At 72.8% G+C, this 18,744-nt stretch carries 21 protein-coding genes and 4 pseudogenes; 10 read left to right on the forward strand and 15 right to left on the reverse strand.

The window, feature by feature from the left end:
- Positions 1 to 303: 303 nt before the first annotated feature.
- From U6N30_RS29425 to U6N30_RS29440, 4 genes and pseudogenes are all read right to left on the reverse strand, one after another.
- Positions 304 to 1,149 carry an iron ABC transporter ATP-binding protein gene (locus U6N30_RS29425; RefSeq protein ID WP_422678161.1) on the reverse strand — a complete coding sequence of 282 codons (846 nt, stop codon included), beginning with the start codon at positions 1,147 to 1,149 and terminating at the stop codon, positions 304 to 306.
- A pseudogene (locus U6N30_RS34905) lies at positions 1,132 to 1,790 on the reverse strand (iron chelate uptake ABC transporter family permease subunit); the annotation flags it as partial. The gene U6N30_RS29425 and the pseudogene U6N30_RS34905, both read right to left, overlap by 18 nt.
- Entirely contained in the window at positions 1,763 to 3,091 is a 1,329-nt protein-coding gene (locus U6N30_RS29435; protein WP_324275059.1) for an iron chelate uptake ABC transporter family permease subunit, read from the reverse strand. The pseudogene U6N30_RS34905 and the gene U6N30_RS29435, both read right to left, overlap by 28 nt.
- 37 nt (positions 3,092 to 3,128) lie before the next feature.
- Complete coding sequence (locus U6N30_RS29440) at positions 3,129 to 3,851, reverse strand: siderophore ABC transporter substrate-binding protein (RefSeq protein WP_324275060.1); 723 nt, start codon at positions 3,849 to 3,851, stop codon at positions 3,129 to 3,131.
- Between the two features lie 60 nt (positions 3,852 to 3,911).
- Here U6N30_RS29440 and U6N30_RS29445 point away from each other — a divergent pair, with 60 nt between their 5' ends.
- The 3 genes from U6N30_RS29445 (at position 3,912) to U6N30_RS29455 (ending at position 5,175) form a co-directional block, all read left to right on the forward strand.
- Positions 3,912 to 4,121 carry a hypothetical protein gene (locus U6N30_RS29445; RefSeq protein WP_324275061.1) on the forward strand — a complete coding sequence of 70 codons (210 nt, stop codon included), beginning with the start codon at positions 3,912 to 3,914 and terminating at the stop codon, positions 4,119 to 4,121.
- A gap of 207 nt (positions 4,122 to 4,328) precedes the next feature.
- Positions 4,329 to 4,694 carry a hypothetical protein gene (locus tag U6N30_RS29450; protein WP_324275062.1) on the forward strand — a complete coding sequence of 122 codons (366 nt, stop codon included), beginning with the start codon at positions 4,329 to 4,331 and terminating at the stop codon, positions 4,692 to 4,694.
- A gap of 16 nt (positions 4,695 to 4,710) precedes the next feature.
- Positions 4,711 to 5,175, forward strand: a complete 465-nt coding sequence (locus U6N30_RS29455; RefSeq protein WP_324275063.1) for a hypothetical protein — start codon at positions 4,711 to 4,713, stop codon at positions 5,173 to 5,175.
- On the opposite strand, the gene U6N30_RS29460 is transcribed toward U6N30_RS29455, so the two are convergent.
- Entirely contained in the window at positions 5,115 to 5,795 is a 681-nt protein-coding gene (locus tag U6N30_RS29460) for a hypothetical protein (RefSeq protein WP_324275064.1), read from the reverse strand. The two genes, U6N30_RS29455 and U6N30_RS29460, sit on opposite strands and share 61 nt — an antisense overlap.
- Positions 5,796 to 6,267: 472 nt before the next feature.
- On the opposite strand from U6N30_RS29460, the pseudogene U6N30_RS29465 reads away from it, so the two are divergent.
- A pseudogene (locus tag U6N30_RS29465) lies at positions 6,268 to 6,831 on the forward strand (PAS domain-containing protein); the annotation flags it as partial.
- Here U6N30_RS29465 and U6N30_RS29470 read toward each other — a convergent pair.
- Positions 6,762 to 7,052, reverse strand: coding sequence for a hypothetical protein (locus U6N30_RS29470; RefSeq protein WP_324275065.1), 291 nt, complete (start codon positions 7,050 to 7,052; stop codon positions 6,762 to 6,764). The pseudogene U6N30_RS29465 and the gene U6N30_RS29470 overlap by 70 nt on opposite strands.
- A gap of 72 nt (positions 7,053 to 7,124) precedes the next feature.
- The gene (locus tag U6N30_RS29475; RefSeq protein WP_324275066.1) at positions 7,125 to 7,328 is read right to left on the reverse strand and encodes a hypothetical protein; all 204 of its coding nucleotides are present in this window, start codon (positions 7,326 to 7,328) and stop codon (positions 7,125 to 7,127) included.
- A gap of 59 nt (positions 7,329 to 7,387) precedes the next feature.
- Between U6N30_RS29475 and U6N30_RS29480 the strand changes: the two are divergent.
- Positions 7,388 to 8,190, forward strand: a pseudogene (locus tag U6N30_RS29480) (PP2C family protein-serine/threonine phosphatase); the annotation flags it as partial.
- Here the strand turns inward: U6N30_RS29480 and U6N30_RS29485 are convergent.
- On the reverse strand, positions 8,076 to 8,828 hold the full coding sequence (locus U6N30_RS29485; RefSeq protein WP_324275067.1) for a flavin reductase family protein: 753 nt from the start codon (positions 8,826 to 8,828) through the stop codon (positions 8,076 to 8,078). The pseudogene U6N30_RS29480 and the gene U6N30_RS29485 overlap by 115 nt on opposite strands.
- On the reverse strand, positions 8,828 to 9,763 hold the full coding sequence (locus U6N30_RS29490) for a beta/alpha barrel domain-containing protein (protein WP_324275068.1): 936 nt from the start codon (positions 9,761 to 9,763) through the stop codon (positions 8,828 to 8,830). The genes U6N30_RS29485 and U6N30_RS29490 overlap by 1 nt, the downstream gene beginning before the upstream one ends.
- 158 nt (positions 9,764 to 9,921) lie before the next feature.
- Between U6N30_RS29490 and U6N30_RS29495 the strand changes: the two genes are divergently transcribed.
- Together U6N30_RS29495 and U6N30_RS29500 are read left to right on the forward strand one after the other, a co-directional pair.
- Positions 9,922 to 11,046 carry a GGDEF domain-containing protein gene (locus tag U6N30_RS29495; protein ID WP_324275069.1) on the forward strand — a complete coding sequence of 375 codons (1,125 nt, stop codon included), beginning with the start codon at positions 9,922 to 9,924 and terminating at the stop codon, positions 11,044 to 11,046.
- On the forward strand, positions 11,043 to 11,270 hold the full coding sequence (locus U6N30_RS29500; RefSeq protein ID WP_324275070.1) for a hypothetical protein: 228 nt from the start codon (positions 11,043 to 11,045) through the stop codon (positions 11,268 to 11,270). The genes U6N30_RS29495 and U6N30_RS29500 overlap by 4 nt, the downstream gene beginning before the upstream one ends.
- Before the next feature lie 276 nt (positions 11,271 to 11,546).
- Here the strand turns inward: U6N30_RS29500 and U6N30_RS29505 are convergent, their stop codons facing one another.
- From U6N30_RS29505 to U6N30_RS29530, 6 genes and pseudogenes are all read right to left on the reverse strand, one after another.
- Complete coding sequence (locus tag U6N30_RS29505; RefSeq protein ID WP_324275071.1) at positions 11,547 to 13,796, reverse strand: MMPL family transporter; 2,250 nt, start codon at positions 13,794 to 13,796, stop codon at positions 11,547 to 11,549.
- 31 nt (positions 13,797 to 13,827) lie between these two features.
- Positions 13,828 to 14,475, reverse strand: a complete 648-nt coding sequence (locus tag U6N30_RS29510; RefSeq protein ID WP_324275072.1) for a TetR/AcrR family transcriptional regulator — start codon at positions 14,473 to 14,475, stop codon at positions 13,828 to 13,830.
- A 120-nt stretch (positions 14,476 to 14,595) separates the two neighbouring features.
- On the reverse strand, positions 14,596 to 14,832 hold the full coding sequence (locus tag U6N30_RS29515; RefSeq protein ID WP_324275073.1) for a hypothetical protein: 237 nt from the start codon (positions 14,830 to 14,832) through the stop codon (positions 14,596 to 14,598).
- Position 14,833: 1 nt separating this feature from the next.
- A complete protein-coding gene (locus U6N30_RS29520) occupies positions 14,834 to 16,024 on the reverse strand; it encodes a phosphoglucomutase (RefSeq protein WP_324278536.1) in 1,191 nt (396 codons plus the stop codon).
- Positions 15,958 to 16,320: pseudogene (locus tag U6N30_RS29525) on the reverse strand (hypothetical protein); the annotation flags it as partial. The pseudogene U6N30_RS29525 and the gene U6N30_RS29520, both read right to left, overlap by 67 nt.
- 39 nt (positions 16,321 to 16,359) lie before the next feature.
- The gene (locus tag U6N30_RS29530) at positions 16,360 to 16,695 is read right to left on the reverse strand and encodes a YnfA family protein (RefSeq protein ID WP_324275074.1); all 336 of its coding nucleotides are present in this window, start codon (positions 16,693 to 16,695) and stop codon (positions 16,360 to 16,362) included.
- A gap of 41 nt (positions 16,696 to 16,736) precedes the next feature.
- Here U6N30_RS29530 and U6N30_RS29535 point away from each other — a divergent pair, with 41 nt between their 5' ends.
- Genes U6N30_RS29535 through U6N30_RS29545 form a run of 3 tightly spaced genes read left to right on the forward strand, consistent with a single transcriptional unit; the run spans position 16,737 to position 18,663 of the window.
- Positions 16,737 to 17,264: an ATP-binding cassette domain-containing protein gene (locus tag U6N30_RS29535; RefSeq protein ID WP_324275075.1), complete on the forward strand. Its 528-nt coding sequence runs from the start codon at positions 16,737 to 16,739 to the stop codon at positions 17,262 to 17,264.
- A complete protein-coding gene (locus U6N30_RS29540) occupies positions 17,237 to 17,815 on the forward strand; it encodes an AAA family ATPase (RefSeq protein ID WP_324275076.1) in 579 nt (192 codons plus the stop codon). The genes U6N30_RS29535 and U6N30_RS29540 overlap by 28 nt, the downstream gene beginning before the upstream one ends.
- Entirely contained in the window at positions 17,812 to 18,663 is an 852-nt protein-coding gene (locus U6N30_RS29545; protein WP_324275077.1) for an ABC transporter permease, read from the forward strand. The genes U6N30_RS29540 and U6N30_RS29545 overlap by 4 nt, the downstream gene beginning before the upstream one ends.
- Positions 18,664 to 18,744 lie beyond the last annotated feature (81 nt).

Below are 18,744 nucleotides of genomic sequence, written 5' to 3' on the forward strand. Positions count from 1 at the left end.
TGACGACGGACAGACCTCCCACCGCGAGGGCTCGACGCAACGGGGACCGGTTCATGGGCTCTCCTCGCGGGGGTGCACGGCGATGTGTGCCATGCCCCAACGAGCGGCCCTCCGCGTGGTTACCGCCGAGTACGGGTCCGACCTCACCGCAGCGGGTCCTCCCTCACCGCAGCGGGTCCGGCCTCACCGCAGCGGGTCCGACCTCACCGCAGCGGGTCCTCCTCACCGCAGCGGGTCCTCCCTCACCGTCGACCGTGGGGAGGACCCGGGACGACCAGGTCACCTGATCGTTCTGGGGTGCCGTCAGCCGTAGTAGAGCGCGACCGGCCGGCCGTCGATCTCGCGGACGTCGACGGAGGTCTCGTAGACGGCCTCCAGGACCTCCGGACGCATGATCTCGCGCGACGGCGCATCCGCCACGACGCTGCCGTTCCGCATCGCCACGATGCGGTCGGACCAGGTCGCCGCGAAGTTGATGTCGTGCAGCACGGCGACGACCCGCTTGCCGAGATCGTCGGCCATCCTGCGGACCAGCCGCATGATCTCGGTCATGTGCCGCAGGTCGAGGTTGTTGAGCGGCTCGTCGAGCAGCACGTACCTGGTGTCCTGGGCGAGCACCATGGCGATGAAGGCCCGCTGGCGCTGCCCGCCGGAGAGCTCGTCGAGGAACCGGTTCCGGTAGGGGCCGAGCTCGAGATATCCGATCGCGTTCTCGATGTGCTCGCGGTCGTGCACCGTGAGCCGCCCCTGGGAGTGCGGGAACCGGCCGAACTCCACCAGGTCGTGGACGGTCAGCCGCGCGGCGATGTGGTTGTCCTGGCGCAGCACCGCCAGAGTCCTGGCCAGCTCCCGTGACGACGACGTCGCGACGTCCATCCCGTCCACCGTGACGCGTCCGGCGTCGGGCTGGATCAGCCGGCCGACCAGGCCGAACAACGTCGACTTCCCGGCGCCGTTCGGGCCGATGAGGGTCGTCACCCCTCCCCGCCGAAGGTGATCGACACGTCGTCGACCACGGCCTGCCCGTCGTAGCGCTTGGTGACACGCTCGAGCGCGATCACCGCGCCCCTTTCGCAGCACGAGGTAGAGGAAGAACAGCCCGCCCGCGAAGTCGATGACCGTGGACAGGGTGCCGCCGAAGCCGAACACCCGCTCCAGGACCAGCTGGCCGCCCAGCAGGCAGACCATCCCGATGAGCACCGCGGTGGGCAGCGTCCACGCGTGGCGGAAGGAGCCCGCGTAGGAGTACGCGAGGTTGGCGACGATGAGACCGAAGAACAGGATGGGCCCCACCAGCGCCGTCGACGCGGCGATCATCACCGAGACAGCGGCGAAGAGGGCCATGACCACCCGCCGGTGGTCGACCCCCAGGCCCACCGCGGCCGGCTCGCCCAGCGTCAGCACGTCGAGGTGCGCCGCAGCGGGACGATCGCCGCGCACGCCAGGACGACGAGGCCGGCGGTGAGCGCGAGCAGGGTCTCGTCGGGCCGGGTGAGGGAAGCGAACATCGCGTCCGAGAGCACCTGGAAGTCGAGCGGGTCGAGCATGCGCTGCATCCACTCGGTGAAGCTGCGGAAGAACGTGCCCAGCACGATGCCGACCAGCAGCATGAGGTGGATCGAGCGTCGCTTGCCGCCGAACAGCCAGGTGAACAGCAGCACGCTGAACGCGACCATGACCACGACCTGGGTCAGCCACAGGGTGAACTGGTCGAACGCCAGGAACGCGGCCGACCCGGAGAAGAACACGAGAACGGTCGAGATCAGCACGTAGAACGCGTCGAACCCCATGATCGAGGGGTGAGGATGCGGTTCTGCGTGATGGTGTGGAACACCACCGTGGAGACCCCGACCGCCGTCGCGACGACGAGCATCGCGACCACCGTGAGACTGCGGATCTCCAGCGCGAAGGCCAGCGACCCGGGGACGTCGGTGACGAGGTAGCCGGCGGCGAGGACGAGGACGACCCCGCCGAGCACGGCGAGGCGGACCCGCGGGCTCGCCCAGGAGGCGGCGAGCCGGGTGCGGTGCAGGCCGGCGGCGGGCAGGGCGCCGGACTCCGTGGGAACGGGGTCAGTGAGCACGGCTCCGCCTCCGCAGCAGCAGCCAGAGGAACACGGCGGCACCGACGATGCCCACGATGACCGCCAGCGGGATCTCGTAGGGAAGCGCACGACGCGGGCGACCAGGTCGCAGGCGAGGACGAACACGGCTCCGAGGCCCGCGACCCACGGGATCGCCCGGCGCACGTTGTCACCGATGATGAGGCTGACGACGTTCGGGACGACGAGCCCCAGGAACGGGATCAGCCCGGCGGTCACGAGCACCGCCGCCGTGATCACCGCGATGATCACCATGCCGACCGTGACGACCCGCCGGTAGTCCAGCCCCAGATTCGTCGCGAACTCCTCGCCGAGACCGATCACGCTGAACCGGTCGGCGGCCACCCACGCGAGGACGACCATGAGCGCCGCGATCCAGAGGAACTCGTACCGGCCCTGCATGACCGTGGCGAAGCTGCCCTGCGACCACTGCCCGAGGGACTGCAGGAGATCGAGGCGGTAGGCGACGAACGTGGTGACGGCTCCCACGATGCCGCCGAGCATGATCCCGACCAGCGGGACGAGGACGAGCTGGCGCACGGGCACGACCCGGACCACGCGCAGGAACACCCAGGTGCCGAAGAGACCGAAGGCCGCGGCCACGCCCATCTTCCCGACGACGGGCAGACCGGGGAGGACGACCATCGTGACGAGCATGCCGAGCGTCGCGAACTCGCTGACCCCGGTGGTGCCCGGCTCCACGAACTTGTTGCGCACGAGCATCTGCATGATGAGGCCGGCGATGCCCAGCGAGGCGCCCACGAGGAGCACGGCGACCGTGCGCGGGATCCGGCTGGCCACGAGCAGGAAGGCTGCGTCGCTGTCGGAGCCGCCCGCGAGCAGTGCCGCCGGCGAGACGACGGAGACGCCGACGAACAGGCTGACGATCGCCAGGACCACGAGGAGGACACCGATGAGCACCCCCACCGAGGTGCGGCGGGGCCGCACGCGGGCAGGGGTGCTCGTCGGGGTTCGGTCGAGCAGCGTCACGGTCGTCAGGACGGGTGCTGCGCCGGGGCGACGCTGGTCAGTCCGCGATCTGCAGGACGTCGTCGATCATGATCTGCGTCGTCTCGATCCCGCCGAACACGATGTACCAGGCGGTCGGGTCGAGGTAGACGATCTGGTCGTTGGCGTAGGCGGTCGTCTTCCGGACGATCTCGTTGTCGAGGACGGCGGAGGCAGCCTGGGCGCCCTCCTCGCCCGTGGCGGCGTCCCGGTCGACGACCCAGAGGTGGTCGGGGTTCGTCTCGAGCAGGAACTCGAAGGAGACCGGCTCGCCGTGCGTGGCGGCCTCGATGTCCTCGACGACGGGCTCGACCCCGAAGGCGTCGTAGATCAGACCACCGCGGGCGCCGCGGGCGTCGGAGCCGTTCCCGGCCGGGGCCAGCGCGCTGAGCTCACCGCCGGAGACCATGAGGCCCAGGCCGGTGCCCGCGTCAGCGGTGGCAGCCCGCGCCTCCTCGATGCCGTCGGTGACCTCCGCGACCGCTGCGGCCGCCTCCTCCTCGGCACCGAGCACCTCGCCGAGGAAGGTGGCGTTGCGCTCGAGGTTCTCCAGGTAGGAGCCCCGGAGGCTCAGGTCGACGGTGGGCGCGATCTCGCTGAGGTCCTCGTACAACGCCGACGAGCGACCACCGATGACGATGAGGTCCGGCTGCTGCGACTCGATCTCGATGACGTCGGCCTCGAACAGGGTGCCGGCGTTGAAGGCGTCGTCGGCGAGGTGCTCCTGGAGGTAGTCGGGCACCGAGTCGAGGGGGCGCCGGCGACCTCGCCGCCCAGGGCGCCGATGGTGTCCAGGCTTGCCATGTCGAAGACCACGATCTTCTCGGGGTTCCTCGGCACCTCCGCCGTCGTCTCCTCGAGCTGGGGCTCCTCGTCCTCCGCGGCGACGTTCCGGTCCCAGGTGAAACTGACGGTCGCGGCGTCGGTGGCCGAAGCGGTGTCCGCCTCGACCTCGGCACCGCCGCACGCGGACAGCGCCAGGACGGCGGAGAGGGGAGGGCCAGGGCCGTGAGCGGCCGGACGATGGTGCGCATCGTGCTCCTGTCGGGAACTGAGGGTAGGTTGCCCTAACTTAGGTGCGGCTAACTTGCCACACTGCCGCTCCGGAGCCGGAACCGGGGGTCCGCAGTCCCCGCGCGCGGCCCCTGCGACGGTCCCGCCGGGCAGCGGGAGAGGATGACCGGGTGCAGGCCAGCTCCCTCGCCGCGGATGGATGCCGGTGACCCCGTTCCTCGTCGGCACGACCACGGTGGTGGCGGTGGCCGTGACGCTGCTCGGACTGCTCTCCACGCTCGTCCGCCGGCGCATCGGCCTGGTGCACCTGGTCGCCGCCGGGATCCTCGAGGCCTTGCTCCTGCTGCAGACCGGGCTCGCGGTCGCGGCGCTCGTGGACGGCCAGCGGCCCGAGGACGTCCCGACCTTCCTCAGCTACCTGATCGGCGTGGCGCTCGTGCCGATCGCGGGCGTGCTGTGGGCGCGGACGGAGCGCACCCGCTGGGCGGGGACGGTCCTCGCCGTGGCCGGCGCCGTCGTCGGCGTCATGGTGTGGCGCCTGCTCCAGCTCTGGGAGACCACCGGTGCGTGAGGACCGTGCCCTCGGGGTGCCTGCGGAGACCGGGGGCGGGCTCGGCACGTCGGGGCCGGGACGGGTGCTGGTCGCGGTCTACGGCACGTTCGCGCTCGCCGCCGGCTCCCGCGCGGCGGTGCAGCTGGCCACCCGGTTCGACGAGGCACCGGTCGCGTACCTGCTGTCGGCGTTCGCCGCGGCCGTGTACGTCGTCGCCACCGTCGGCCTGGTCCGCGGCGGGACCGCGGGACGGCGCACCGCGCTGGCCGCGATCACCGTGGAGCTGGTCGGTGTGCTCGTCGTCGGGACGCTGTCCCTCGCCGATCCCGCCGCGTTCCCCGACGAGACGGTGTGGTCGGCCTACGGCCGCGGCTACTACTTCGTGCCCCTGGTGCTGCCGGTCCTGGGGCTCCTGCTGCTCCGCCGGCGGACCGCGGCTCAGAACCCGCCGAAGTCGCCACCACCGAAGTCCCCGCCCCCGAAGTCGCCGCCCCCGTAGTCGCCCCCGGCGTCCCCGTAGTCGCCCCCGACGTCGCCGCCGTCCCCGGCAGCCGCCTGCTCCTGGGCGAACGCCTCCTCGCCGCCGCCGTCGAAGAGGGCGTCCGCGATGGCGGTGCCGATGACCAGGCCGCCGATGGTGCCGACGAGGCTGCCGCCGATGATGCCGCCCATGCCCGGCCCGCCGTAGCCCCCACGGCCGTAGCCGCCGCGGTCATAGCCACCGCGGTCATAGCCACCGCTGCCGTAGCCACCGCCCTGCCCCGGCCCGTAGCCGCCGAGGGCCCGCTCCAGGGTCCCGGGCTGACGCATCTCGGCGCGCGTGGCCACGCGCGCGAGGGTCTCGGGGTCGTCCGTGCGCGGCCGTTCACCGGATGGGACGGCGGCGGCGAGCTGGGCGAGCACCTGCTGCCGCTGGTCGACGGTGAGCTGGCCGAACGCCTCGGTGTGCGCCTGCTCGATCTGCTCCGGCGGTGCCGTGCGCAGCAGGTACCGGTACCGGGCGATCGCCTGGTCGTCGGGCAGCTGCTCGCCGCGGCCGGGCGTCGGCGACCCGTACTGCCGGGTGCCGTTCCGGCTGGATCGCGGGGAACGGCCGAGGAGCCGATCGAGCAGTCCCATGGTGCTTCCTCCCGACGCGACCGCGATCTCCACCGTCCGCCCTGGTGACGAGCGGGCCCCCGCAGGCGTTCCCCGGACGGCCCGCCGCGACACTCCCTCGGGATGTGCCCACGTCACGACGGGGCCGGGACGTGGAGCCGGTAGGTGGCGCGCGGTTAGATGTCCTCGTGCCGTCCGAGCGCGACCGTCCCGGGTCCCCCTCGCACCCGATGCCGACCTCGGGCAGCAGGCGGGCATCGTCACCGCCGCCAGCGCCGCCGTCGCCGGTCACGGGGCAGCGCCCCACGCCGGCCTTCCGGGTGTCCTGGCCGACGTCCCCGTCGCCGTGCTGGTCATAGACCAGAAGGCCAGCTCCGTCGTCTACGCCAACACCGCCGCCGTCCTTCTGGCCGGCAACGTGACGCTGCCCGTGGACGTCGACACCTGGGGCGCGTCGGCGGGCCTGACCGACCTGTCGGGTCGGCCGCTGGCGATGAGCAGCGGCCCCCTGTCGACCGTGGCCCAGGGCCGGCCGGTCACCGGCGAGGCCGTGCGGCTGGCGCCGGGCACCAGCAGCGAGCCCGGGCGCGCGGGCGCAGCCGACCCCGACGGGCTGGCCGACCAGCTCCTGTGGGTGACCGGCTTCCCGTTGTCCCAGGCCGGCAGCGACGAGCAGCTGTCCCTCGTGGTGTTCCTGCACCTGGATCCACCGGAGCCGACCGACGACCCGGACATCTACCTGCAGGCGCTGCGGGAACGGGCGGTGATCGCCACGGACATCACCTTCACCATCACCGACCCCCGCCGGCCGGACAACCCGCTGATCTGGGTCAACCCGTCGTTCACCCGGGTGACCGGCTACGCGGCCGAGGAGGTCATCGGGCGCAACTGCCGGCTCCTCCAGGGGCCGGCCACCGACGCCGAGGCCGTGGCCGCGATCCGGGCCGGGCTGGCGGCCCGGGAGACCGTCACCACGACGCTGCTGAACTACCGCAAGGACGGCAGCGCCTTCTGGAACCAGCTGTCGGTCAGCCCGGTCTTCGACGGGGACGGAGAGCTCGTCAGCTTCGTCGGCGTGCAGACCGACGTCACCGAGCGGGTGCGGGTGGAACGGGAGCGCGAGGCCGCGTTCGCCGCAGAGCAGACGGCCCGCCAGGAGGCCGAGCTCGCCCGCTCGGTCGCCGAGCAGGCGCGGAGCGACGCCGAGCACGCCCGGACCGCGGCCGAGCGCGCCCAGGGACGCCTGACGCTCATGGCCGAGGCGACCAGCGCGCTCATCGCGACCCTGGACATGGGCGAGCTGCTGGACCGGCTCGCCCGGCTGTGCGTGCCGCGGCTCGGGGACTGGGTCTACGTCACCCTCCTCGACGAGTACGGCATGGTCAGCAATGCCGTCGCCCGGCACCGGGACGGGCGGGAGGCCGACCTCCAGGAGTTCACCGAGCTGCACGTCATGCACCTGCCCGTCACGTCCCCGAGCCGGCGGAGCATGACGAGCTCGCAGCCGGTGCTGCTCCCCGAGGTGACCACGGAGATCATCGAGGAGGCGATCACCTCCCCGGCGCCCGGGAGGCGTTCACGCGACTGGGGGCAGCTCGGTGCTGACGGTCCCGATGGTGGCCCGTCGCCGCACGCTCGGCGCCATCGCGCTGGTCCGGAGCCCCGGTGGACGCGCCTTCACCCAGGACGACGTCGAACTCGCCTCCGACCTGGGCGGCCGGGCGGCCCTGGCCATCGACAACGTGCGGCTCTACCAGCGCGAGCACGTCGTGGCCGACACCCTGCAGCGATCCCTGCTGCCGGTGCTGCCGACGGTGCCGGGGATCGAGTCGTCGGCGCACTACGTCAGTGCCTCCTCCGCGGCCGACGTCGGCGGCGACTTCTACGACCTGCTGCACCTCCCCGACGACTCGATCGGCATGGTGGTGGGCGACGTGGTGGGGCACGACGTCGCCGCCGCCGCCGCGATGGGGCACCTGCGCGGGCTGCTGCGGGCCTGCATCTGGGACGCCGACGACGCCGATCCCGGACGGGTCCTGGCGCGCGTCGACCGGCTGGTGCAGGGGCTGCGCGTCGCCTCGCTGGCCACCCTGGTCTACGCCCGCGCCGTCCGGCCGCAGCGCACCGGGGATCCGTGGCGGCTGCACCTGGCCAATGCCGGCCACCCTCCGGCGCTGCTGCGGTCGCCGAGCGGTTCCGTGCGGGTGCTCGAGGAGATCACCGGCATGCTGGTCGGCGTCGATGCGGGGCGCACCGCTCGACCGTCGTCCTCGACGTCCCGCCCGGCTCCACGCTGATCGCCTACACCGACGGGCTCATCGAACGTCCGGGCGAGGACATGGACCAGGGCATCCACGAGCTGTGCGAGCGGATCGCCGCAGCCCCGGCGGACGCCGGACCGCGGGAGCTCTGCGACGCCGCGGTCAGCGGCGCTCTGGACCACCGGGACGACGTCGCACTGCTCGCCGTCCGCTTCGACTGACGAAGGACCCCGCGTCTCCCCACCCCTCGCGCGCTCGGGGCGGGACCCTGACGCAGGGCCGTTCCATCAGCTGCGGAGCAGGCCGTAGGAGCCGCGGTGGAAGAGCAGGGGACGCCGGTCGGCGTGCGAGCCGAGGTCGAGGACGCGGGCGACGGCGATCGTGTGGTCGCCCCCTCGTACTCGGCCCAGAGCTCGCCGTCGATCCAGGCGACGACGCCCGCCAGCACCGGCGAGCCGTGCGCGCTCGGCGTCCAGGACACCTCGCCGAACTTGTCGGCACCCGAGCGGGCGAAGGCCTGCGAGACGTCGTCCTGCCCCTCGGCCAGCACGTTGACGCAGAACCGGCCGATCTCGCGCAGCCGCGGCCAGGTCCGTGACGTCCGTGCCGGCGCGAAGGCGATCAGCGGCGGGTCCAGCGACAGCGAGCTGAACGACTGGCACGTGAAGCCGATCGGGCCGTCGTCGGTGTCCGCGGTCACGACGGTGACGCCCGAGGCGAAGTGCCCGAGCACTTCGCGCAGGACCCGCGGCTCGACGATCGGCGGCGCGCCCTCCGGCGCCGCAGGATCCATCAGGAGGCGTCCGGTGCCGGACGCGGGACCGATCGGCCGCCGGCCCGGTACAGCGAGCTGGGCAGCTCGTGCCCGACCGCGTCCTCGGTGACGCGGGCGGCGGCCAGGACGGCGTCGAGGTCCAGGCCCGTGCGCACCCCGGACTCCTCGAGGAGGTAGACGAGCTCCTCGGTGGCGATGTTGCCGCTGGCCCCGGGGGCGAACGGGCAGCCGCCGAGCCCACCGACGGAGGCGTCGAGCTGCGTCACACCCGCCTGGATCGCGGCGAGGGCGTTCGCCTGTCCGGTCCCGCGGGTGTCGTGGAAGTGCACGCCCACGGGCACGCCCGGGCAGGCGCGCCGGACGGCGTCGAGCAGCTGGACGACGCGCAGCGGGGTCGTGGTGCCGATCGTGTCGCCCAGGCACAGCTGGTCCGCGCCGGCCGTGACCGCGGCCCGGGCGACGTCCACCGTGCGGGCGATCGGCGTGCGGCCGTCGAAGGGACAGTCCCAGGCCGTGGCGATGATGACCTCGAGAGACCCACCGGCCCCGTGCGCGAGACCGGCGATCTCCCCACGTCGGCCACGGCGGCCGACGTCGGGCGCCCGGCGTTGGCCCGGCTGTGCCCGTCGGTCGCCGACACGACGTACTCGAGGTCGGCCACGCCGGCGTCGACCGCCCGGACCGCTCCCCGGGCGTTGGCCACCAGCGCCGACCAGTGCACGTCGCCCCAGCGGAGAGCTCCGCGGCAACCTGGTCGGCGTCGGCCAGCGCGGGGACCGCCCTGGGGAGACGAAGGACGTCGCCTCGATCCGCCGGACGCCGGTCGCGACCAGCGCCTCGAGCATCGCCAGCTTGGCGTCGAGGGGTAGGGGCGCCTCCAGCTGGAGGCCGTCGCGCATGCCCACCTCGCGGATGTCGACCGCCGCGGGCAGCACCAGGTCGAACTCGTTCACGTGCGACTCCTCGACTGTCAGTGGTCCCCCGCATCCTGCACCTTGCGGCAGGAGCCACGGGAAACCCCTGACGGGTGACTCGGAACGGTTCCGGAGCGTTCGGCGCCGCGAGCGGGGTAGGGAACGCGCACCATGGGTGCAGGTGGAGGAGGTGGCACGTGATCGACGGAACGGACGCGCTCCCTTCTGCCGACCGGGGCAGCGCCTTCGCCAACGCGCCGATGGGGATCGCGCTCACCACCCCCGACGGCGTCGTGGTCGACGCCAACCCCGCGCTGTGCGCGATGCTCGGCCGCACGGCGGAGCAGGTGCACGGCCGGTCCTACCTGTCCTGCGTCCACCCGGACGTCACCGCCTCCGCGCAGGTGGCCCACGCCTCCCTGCGCGCGACGCCCACCCTCCCGATGCGCCACGAGTCCCGGTTGATCCGGCAGGACGGCACCGACGTCCCGGTGCAGGTCACCGCCTCGTACGTGATGGCGACGCCGGAGGGGCAGGCCGACCACCTGGTGGTCATCGTGGAGGACATCACCGAGCGCAAGGTGCTCGAGGCCCAGCTCGTGCACCGCTCGCTGCACGACCCGCTCACCGGCCTGCCGAACCGGCTGCTGTTCCAGGACCGCCTGTGGCACGCCCTCGAACGCGGCCGCCGGGAGAACACGCCGACCTGCGTGCTGATCACCGATCTCGACGGGTTCAAGGCGATCAACGACGAGCTCGGCCACCCCATGGGCGACCTGGTGCTGGTGACCTTCGCCGAGCGGCTGCGCTCGGTGCTGCGGGCCAGCGACACCGCGGCCCGGCTGGGCGGCGACGAGTTCAGCATCGTCTGCGAGAACACCGAGCCACCCGACGCGGACGTGCTCGCCGAACGGCTCCGCGCCCAGGTGACCGAGCCGTTGCGGCTCGACGGGACGACGGTGTCGGTGGGGCTGAGCATCGGCATCGGCTCGGTCGCCGGCGGCGACCACCCGGGGACGTCTACGAGCGGGTCGTCCGCGAGGCCGACGACGCGATGTACGCCGACAAGTACCGCCGACGTCAGGCGCGCGAGGCGCTCTGACCGACCGGGAGACCGCTCGCCGCCCACCCGCGTGCCCGCGGTTGGCCGGCCAGGACCGCCGTCACCACGGGCAACGGCAGGGCGAGCCCGACGACGACCAGCATGCCGATCCGGGCGTCGCCGTCCAGCGTGGCCACGCCGACGACGGCGACGAGGACCAGCACCGCGACCGACGCGAGCGCTCCCCGGAGCAGCAGGTCCGCCGGGCGCCGGCCCATGAGCCGGGCGGCCCCGGTGATCACCGCGATGGCGCAGGGGAGCCCGAGGAGCATCAGCACCGTCGACGGGTCGTCGTCCCCCTGGGTGACCGAGAAGAGGACGCCCAGCAGGACCAGGGCGGTCAGACCCCCGGTGACGAACCCCAGCGTGGCCGCGGCGGTGGCGACGGCCGGCCGGGCGGGGCCGTGCGGCCACGCCGCGGCGGCCCAGGCCGGTGGGCCGTAGCCGGGCGGCGGCCCGTAGTTCTGCGGCGGGCCGTAACCGGGCGGCGGCCCGTAACCAGGCGGCGGGCCGTAACCAGGCGGCGGCCCGTAACCGGGCGGCGGGCCGTAACCAGGGGTCGAGCCGGAGGCCTGGGCCGCTCCCGGTGGATAGGCGTCCCAGTCCTGTGCTCCGCCGGTTCCGTCCATGGCGCTCAGTCTGCGGCCGCGCCCCTGACGATCGGGCCGAACCGCGGAGCGACTCACCCGGAGGGGTCCGAACCCGCGCCGGACGCCGCGGTCAGCCTGCCGACGTCGGGACGGGCTCCCGGGCCGGGGCCGGGTGGGGAACGGCGCCGAGACGGGCGCCCTCGACGTCCAGGTCCGGCAGGACCCGGTCCAGCCAGCGGGGCAGCCACCAGGCCGACCGGCCCAGCAGGGCCAGGACGGCGGGCACGAGGGTCATCCGCACCAGGAAGGCATCGACCAGGATGCCGACGGCCAGGCCGAGGGCGATCGCCTTGACGATGACGTCCTCGATCGTCACGAAGCTGGCGAAGACCGAGAACATGATGAGCGCGGCGGCCACGACCACGCGGGCGGCGTGCCGGGCACCCGCGACGACGGCCGCGCGGGGCTCGGCCCCGTGCACGTACTCCTCCCGCATCCGGGACACGAGGAAGACCTCGTAGTCCATGGCCAGCCCGAACAGCACCGCCATCAGCAGGATCGGCAGGAAGCTGATCACCGGGCCGGTGGCCGGGACGCCCAGCAGGTCGCTGAACCAGCCCCACTGGAACACCGCGACGACGGCGCCGAACGAGGCGGCCACCGACAGCAGGAAGCCGACCGCGGCCTTGATCGGCACGAGGATGGAGCGGAAGACCAGGAGCAGCAGCAGCAGCGCCAGCCCGACCACCACGAGGGCGAAGGGCAGCAGCGCGTCGCCGAGCCGGTCGGACACGTCGATGGCGACCGCGGTCTGCCCGGTGACGGCGAGGTCCGCGCCGGTCTGCCCCTCGAGCTCTGGTGCGAGCGCGCGGATGTCGCCCACCAGCGCGTTGGTGGCCTCCTCCTGCGGGCCGCTCTCCGGGATGACCGTCACGATCGCGGTGGTGCCGTCGGGGAGCACGGTCGGCTGGGCATAGGCCACGTCGTCCAGACCGCCGGTGAACTGACCCGGGGTCTCCGTAGGCGTGCCGCCGATGGCCGCCGCGATCGCGCCGACGGACTGCTCGGCGGTGGCCGGGTCGAGGTCCTCGACCAGGACGACGAGCGGTCCGTTGAGGCCGGGACCGAAGTTCTCGCTGATCAGGTCGTAGGCCTGCCGCTCCGGGCTCTCCTCCGCCGCGGTGGAGTTGTCCGGCAGCGCGAGCTGCAGCTGCGGCGCCGGGATGGCGAGCACCACGAGGCCGGCCAGGACGGCGAGGACGGTCAGCAGCGGCCGGCGGGTGACGAGCCGGGTCCAGCGGGCGCCCATGGAGCCGCCCGCTCCGGTGCTCTCGGCCGCGTCGGCGGCCTCGCGGCGGGCGGCCCGCGACCCGGGCTTCGGGGCCAGGCGGGAACCGGCGAAGCCCAGCAGCGCCGGCAGCAGGGTCAGTGCCACGAGGACGGCGACCAGCACGGTGCCGGCGGCCCCGACGCCCATCACGGTCAGGAAGGGGATGCCGACGACGGCCAGCCCCGACAGAGCGATGACCACGGTGAGGCCGGCGAAGACGACCGCCGAGCCTGCCGTGCCGACCGCCCGCGCCGCGGACTCCTCGGGGTCCATGCCCGCCGCCAGCTGCGTGCGGTGCCGGGACAGGATGAACAGCGTGTAGTCGATGCCGACCGCGAGACCGATCATCAGCGCCAGCGTGGGGGCCGACGAGGAGAGGGTCACCAGGTTCGAGGTCAGCAGCAGCGCACCCATGCCGATGCCGATGCCGATGAACGCCGTCAGCAGGTTCATCCCGGCGGCGAGCAGCGAGCCGAAGGTCAGCACCAGCACGAGCACGGCCACGCCGACGCCGATGAACTCGGTGGCGCCGATCGTCACGCCCGTCGTCCCGAAGGCGTTGCCGCCGACGGCGACCTCGAGACCTGCCTCCTCAGCGGCCGTCGTCGTCTCCTGGAGGGCGTCGAGCGTGCCGGGGTCCAGCAGCTCGCGCTCCACGTCGAAGGAGACGGTGGCCAGGGCCGCGCCGCCGTCGGGCGCGATCGCCTGGGTCTGGAACGGGTCGGCCACCGAACCGACCTGCGGCGTCCGCGCGGCCGTCGCGACCACCTCCTGGATGGCGGCGGCGAACGCCGGATCCGCCACCGTGGCGCCGTCCGGAGCGACGAAGACGATCTGGGCGCTGGCACCACCGGCGCCGGGAGAGGCCGCGTTCAGCTGGTCGAGGGCGTCCTGCGACTCCGACCCAGGGATCGTGAACTCGTCGTCGAAGCTGTTGCCGAGGGTGAGCAGCAGGGTGACGACGACGCCGAGGATCGCTAGCCAGACCACCGAGACCAGGCCGCGGTGGCGGAAGGAGGCGCGGCCGAGCCGGGCGAGCAGGGAAGCCATGAGGACGGGGTCTCCGGATCGTGAGGGTGCTTCAGGAAGGCGTGACGGCGGAACGCAGCAGGAGGAGCAGTGCGGTCCGCTCGAGATCGGTCGCGTCGTCGTGCCCGGCGGGGTCGGTGGCCTGCGCGACGACCAGGCCGTCGTGCAGGGCGAGGATCATGCGGGCCAGCCGGTCAGCCGGCAGGGCGAGCCGTAGCCCGGCCCGCGCGACGCCGTCCTCGACGAGCTGGGTCAGCCGCGCGTGCAGGCTCGCCGAGTGCTCGAGAAGCGCGGCGGCCGCCTCGGGGTGCCGGGCCGCGTGCAGGCGGTACTCCGTGAGCACCAGCACCCAGGTCCGATCGGCGCGGAAGCTGGACAGGCAGCGCTCGACCGCGGCGGTGACCGGGTCGGATTCGTGCTCGATGCCGAGCAGGTGCTGCTCGGCCAGGGCGAGGTTGCGCGCCGTCTCGCGGACGAACAACGCCCCGAACAGCTCGTCCTTGGTCCGGAAGCTGGAGTAGAACGCGCCGCGGGTGAAACCGCCCCGCCGGCAGATGTCCTCGACGCTAGCGGCGGCGAACCCGGTCTCGGCGAAGGTCTCCAGGGCTGCGTCGAGCAGCCGCTCGACCGTGTCGGCCCGGCGCCGCCTGGGCCGCCCGTCCTGCTCCACCGTCACGATGCAGGACTGTATTGGATTCATCCGTGCATCCAGTACACCGATGCATCGAACCATCCGAGAGGTGTGTCACACCGACCGCAGGAACGGCCGGCTCGCACTGACCTGGCCTATGCGCAGGACTGGCCGGTTCTGCGCACGGGGTCAGCCGCCCAGCGCCGCGGTGACCACGGCACGGGCCTCCTCCTGCACCTGGGCCAGGTGCTCGGGGCCCCGGAAGGACTCGGCGTAGATCTTGTAGACGTCCTCCGTGCCCGACGGGCGGGCGGCGAACCAGGCGTTCTCCGTCGTCACCTTCAGGCCGCCGATCGCGGCGTCGTTGCCAGGAGCGCGGGTCAGCCGGGCGGTGATCGGCTCGCCGGCGAGCTCGGTGGCCGTCACGTCATCGGGGAGAGCTTGCCGAGGGCCGACTTCTGCTCGCGGGCGGCCGGAGCGTCGATGCGGGCGTAGGCGGACTCGCCGAAGTGGTCGGTGAGCTGCTTGTGCAGCTTCGAGGGGACCGGCCCGTCACGGCCTGGATCTCGCTCGCCAGCAGCGCCAGCAGGATGCCGTCCTTGTCCGTCGTCCAGACGCTGCCGTCCCGCCGCAGGAAGGAGGCCCCGGCCGATTCCTCGCCGCCGAAGCCGACCGACCCGTCGAGCAGGCCCGGCACGAACCACTTGAAGCCCACCGGGACCTCGACCAGCGTGCGGCCGAGGTCGGCCACGACCCGGTCGATGAGGGAGCTGGAGACCAGCGTCTTCCCGACGGCCGCCTCTGCTGCCCAGCCGGGACGGTGGCTGAGCAGGTAGGCGATCGCGACCGCCAGGAAGTGGTTGGGATTCATCAGGCCGCGGTCGGGGGTGACGATCCCGTGCCGGTCGGCGTCGGCGTCGTTGCCGGTGGCGATCTGGAACTCCTCCTTGCGGCCGACCAGGGAGGCCATCGCCGAGGGGAGGAGCAGTCCATGCGGATCTTGCCGTCCCAGTCCAGGGTCATGAACCGCCAGGTGGGGTCGACCAGCGGATTGACCACGGTGAGGTCCAGGCGGTGGCGTTCGGCGATCGCGGCCCAGTAGTCGACGCTGGCGCCCCCAGGGGTCCGCGCCGATCCGCACGCCGGCGTCCCGGATGGCGTCGAGGTCCACCGCGTTCGGCAGGTCGTCGACGTAGCTGCCGAGGAAGTCGTAGCGATCGACCGCGCGGCGGGCCTGGTCGAGAGGAACCCGCCGCACGCCGCTGAGCCCCGCGCGCAGCAGGTCGTTGGCCCGGCCGGCGATCCAGCCGGTGGCGCCGGTGTCGGCCGGGCCGCCGTGCGGCGGGTTGTACTTGAAGCCGCCGTCCCGCGGCGGGTTGTGCGACGGGGTGACCACGATGCCGTCGGCCAGGCCGGTCGTCTTCCCGCGGTTGGCGGCCAGGATGGCGTGGCTGACCGCCGGCGTGGGCGTGTACCGCCCCCGGCGTCGACCAGGACGGTCACGTCGTTGGCGGCCAGGACCTCCAACGCGGTCGCCCAGGCCGGCTCGGAGAGCGCGTGGGTGTCGCGGCCGAGGAACAGCGGGCCGTCGAACCCCTGCTGTGCCCGGTACTCGCAGATCGCCTGGGTGGTGGCCAGGATGTGCGCCTCGTTGAAGGCGGCGTCGAAGCTGGACCCCGGTGCCCGGAGGTGCCGAAGACGACCTGCTGCGCCGGCTCGGCCGGATCGGGCTCGACCGTGTAGTACGCGCTGACGAGCGCGGGGACGTCGACCAGGTCGCTGGGCCGGGCGGGTTGTCCGGCGCGGGCGTCGCTCATGCGCTGATCTTGACCCGCCGCGGCACCCTCCCGCGACCCGTGCGTCGAGAGCGCCGTGATGCGCATGAACGCGGTTATCCGGCCGCGATACCCGCATCCATGCGCATGGCGGCGGTTCCGACCGGGGCCGGCATGGTCAGGCGGCGCGCGGGGCGTACATGATCACCGCGACGCCGATCAGGCAGATGAGCGCGCCCACCACGTCGTACCGGTCCGGCCGGAAACCGTCCACCGCCATCCCCCAGAGCAAGGAACCGGCGACGAATACGCCGCCGTAGGCGGCCAGGATCCGGCCGAAGTTCGCGTCCGGCTGCAGCGTCGCGACGAAGCCGTAGAGACCGAGCACGATCACCCCGGCGCCGATCCAGATCCAGCCCCGGTGCTCCCGGACGCCCTGCCAGACCAGCCAGGCGCCCCCGATCTCGGCGAGCGCGGCCAGGACGAACAACGCGACGGACCGGGCGACGCTCACCGAACCGACGGTAGCGGCCGGCCACCGCAGAGCACCGCGTGGTGGCGGAGCCGATCGGCGGCTACGCGCTGCGCGAAAACCACTCCGGGAATGTCGGTGGGGCGGACCACAATGCCGCCATGGGCAGCACGCCGGCAGTCGAGGCCATCGACCTGGTCAAGCACTTCGGGGACACGCACGCCGTCGACGGGGTCAGCTTCGTCGTCCCCGAGGGCACGGTCCTCGGGCTGCTCGGCCCCAACGGAGCCGGGAAGACCACGCTCGTGCGCATGCTGACCACGCTCAGTGTGCCCACCAGCGGAACCGGTCGCGTGGCCGGTTTCGACATCCTCCGGGAGCCGACCCAGGTCCGCCGCAGCATGGGGCTGACCGGCCAGGCCGCGACGGTCGACGAGATCCTGACCGGGCGCGAGAACCTCAAGCTGATCGGTGCGCTCTACGGCCTGCCGAGGGCATACGTCCGGGAGGCCACCGAGCGACTGTTCGACCGGTTCGACCTGGCCGACGCCGCCGACCGGCAGGCGAAGACGTACTCGGGGGCATGCGCCGGCGGCTCGACCTGGCGGTGAGCCTCCTGGCGGCGCCGCCGATCCTGTTCCTCGACGAGCCGACGACGGGGCTCGACCCGCACAGCCGATCGGGGCTCTGGGCCGTGCTCCGCGAGCTCGTCGACGAGGGCACCACCCTCGTGCTCACGACGCAGTACCTCGAGGAGGCCGACCACCTGGCCGACGAGATCGTCGTCGTCGACAAGGGCACGGTCATCGCTGCCGGCACCCCGACGCAGCTCAAGGACCAGGCCGGCCGCGCCAGCGTGGTCGTCACGCTGACCCATGCGGCCGACGTGGACGCAGCCGCCGACCTGATGCGTTCGCACTCGCCGGAGGTGCACGTCGAGCGGGGCAGCCGCCGGCTGACCGCCCAGGCCGGTGGTCTGGGCGACATGACCCGGATCGCCGCCGTCTTCGAGGCCAGCGGCATCGAGCTCGACGACCTCGGGTTGGCCCGCCCGAGCCTCGACGACGTCTTCCTGCACCTCACCGGGCGCCGCGCCGAGGCCGGCCCCGACGCCGACGCCGACGTCCCCACCGACACGACACCCGAGGGAGTCACCCCGTGACCGCCGTCCGGAGCGAGACGACCGCCCTGACCCCGACCGAACGACCGCCGATCTCGCCGCCGTCCCTGCTCCGAGCCGCGTCGACCATCGTCTGGCGCAACCTCATCCACATCCGCCGGATGCCGGAGATGCTGCTCGACGTCACCGTCCAGTCGGTGATGTTCGTGCTGCTGTTCGCCTACGTGTTCGGTGGCGCGATCGCGGTGCAGGCCTCGAACTACCGCGAGTTCCTGCTGCCCGGGATCATGGTCCAGACCATGGTGTTCTCCTCCGCCATCGTGGCCATGGGGCTCACCAGTGACCTGCAGAAGGGGTTCGTCGACCGGTTCAAGTCGCTGCCGGTCCCCCGGCCCGCGGTGCTCGTCGGTCGCAGCCTCTCCAGCCTCATCCACTCCAGCATCGGCATCGCGGTGATGGGCGTGACCGGTCTGCTCATCGGGTGGCGGGTGCGCAACGGCTTCCTGGACGGCGTCCTGGGCTTCGCGCTGCTGCTGCTGTTCGGGTTCGCGCTCATCTGGCTGGGCATCTGGGTCGGCTCGATGATGCGCACCGTCGAGGCGGTGCAGGGCTTCATGTTCACCGTGATGTTCCCGCTGACCTTCGTCGCGAACACGTTCGTCCCCACGGAGAGCATGCCGTCGTGGTTGCGCACGATCGCCGAGTGGAACCCGGTGTCCGCGCTGACCCAGGCGTGCCGGGAGCTGTGGGGCAACGGGCTGCCGGCCCCCGCGGACGCCGCGTGGCCGCTGCAGCACGCGGTGCCGATGTCGATCGCGTGGTCGTTCATCCTCACCGCGATCTTCGCGCCCTTGGCCGTCGCGGCCTTCCGCCGCCGCTCGCGCGACTGACGGCCTGGATCAGGCCTCCACCCGCTCCAGGCTCTATGACCTCTGCTCGACTCCGTCGAGGAATCTGGCGAGCGTCGCCAG

Origin of the sequence: Blastococcus brunescens (assembly GCF_035320885.1) — a bacterium.
Classification (GTDB): Bacteria; Actinomycetota; Actinomycetes; order Mycobacteriales; family Geodermatophilaceae; genus Blastococcus_B; species Blastococcus_B brunescens.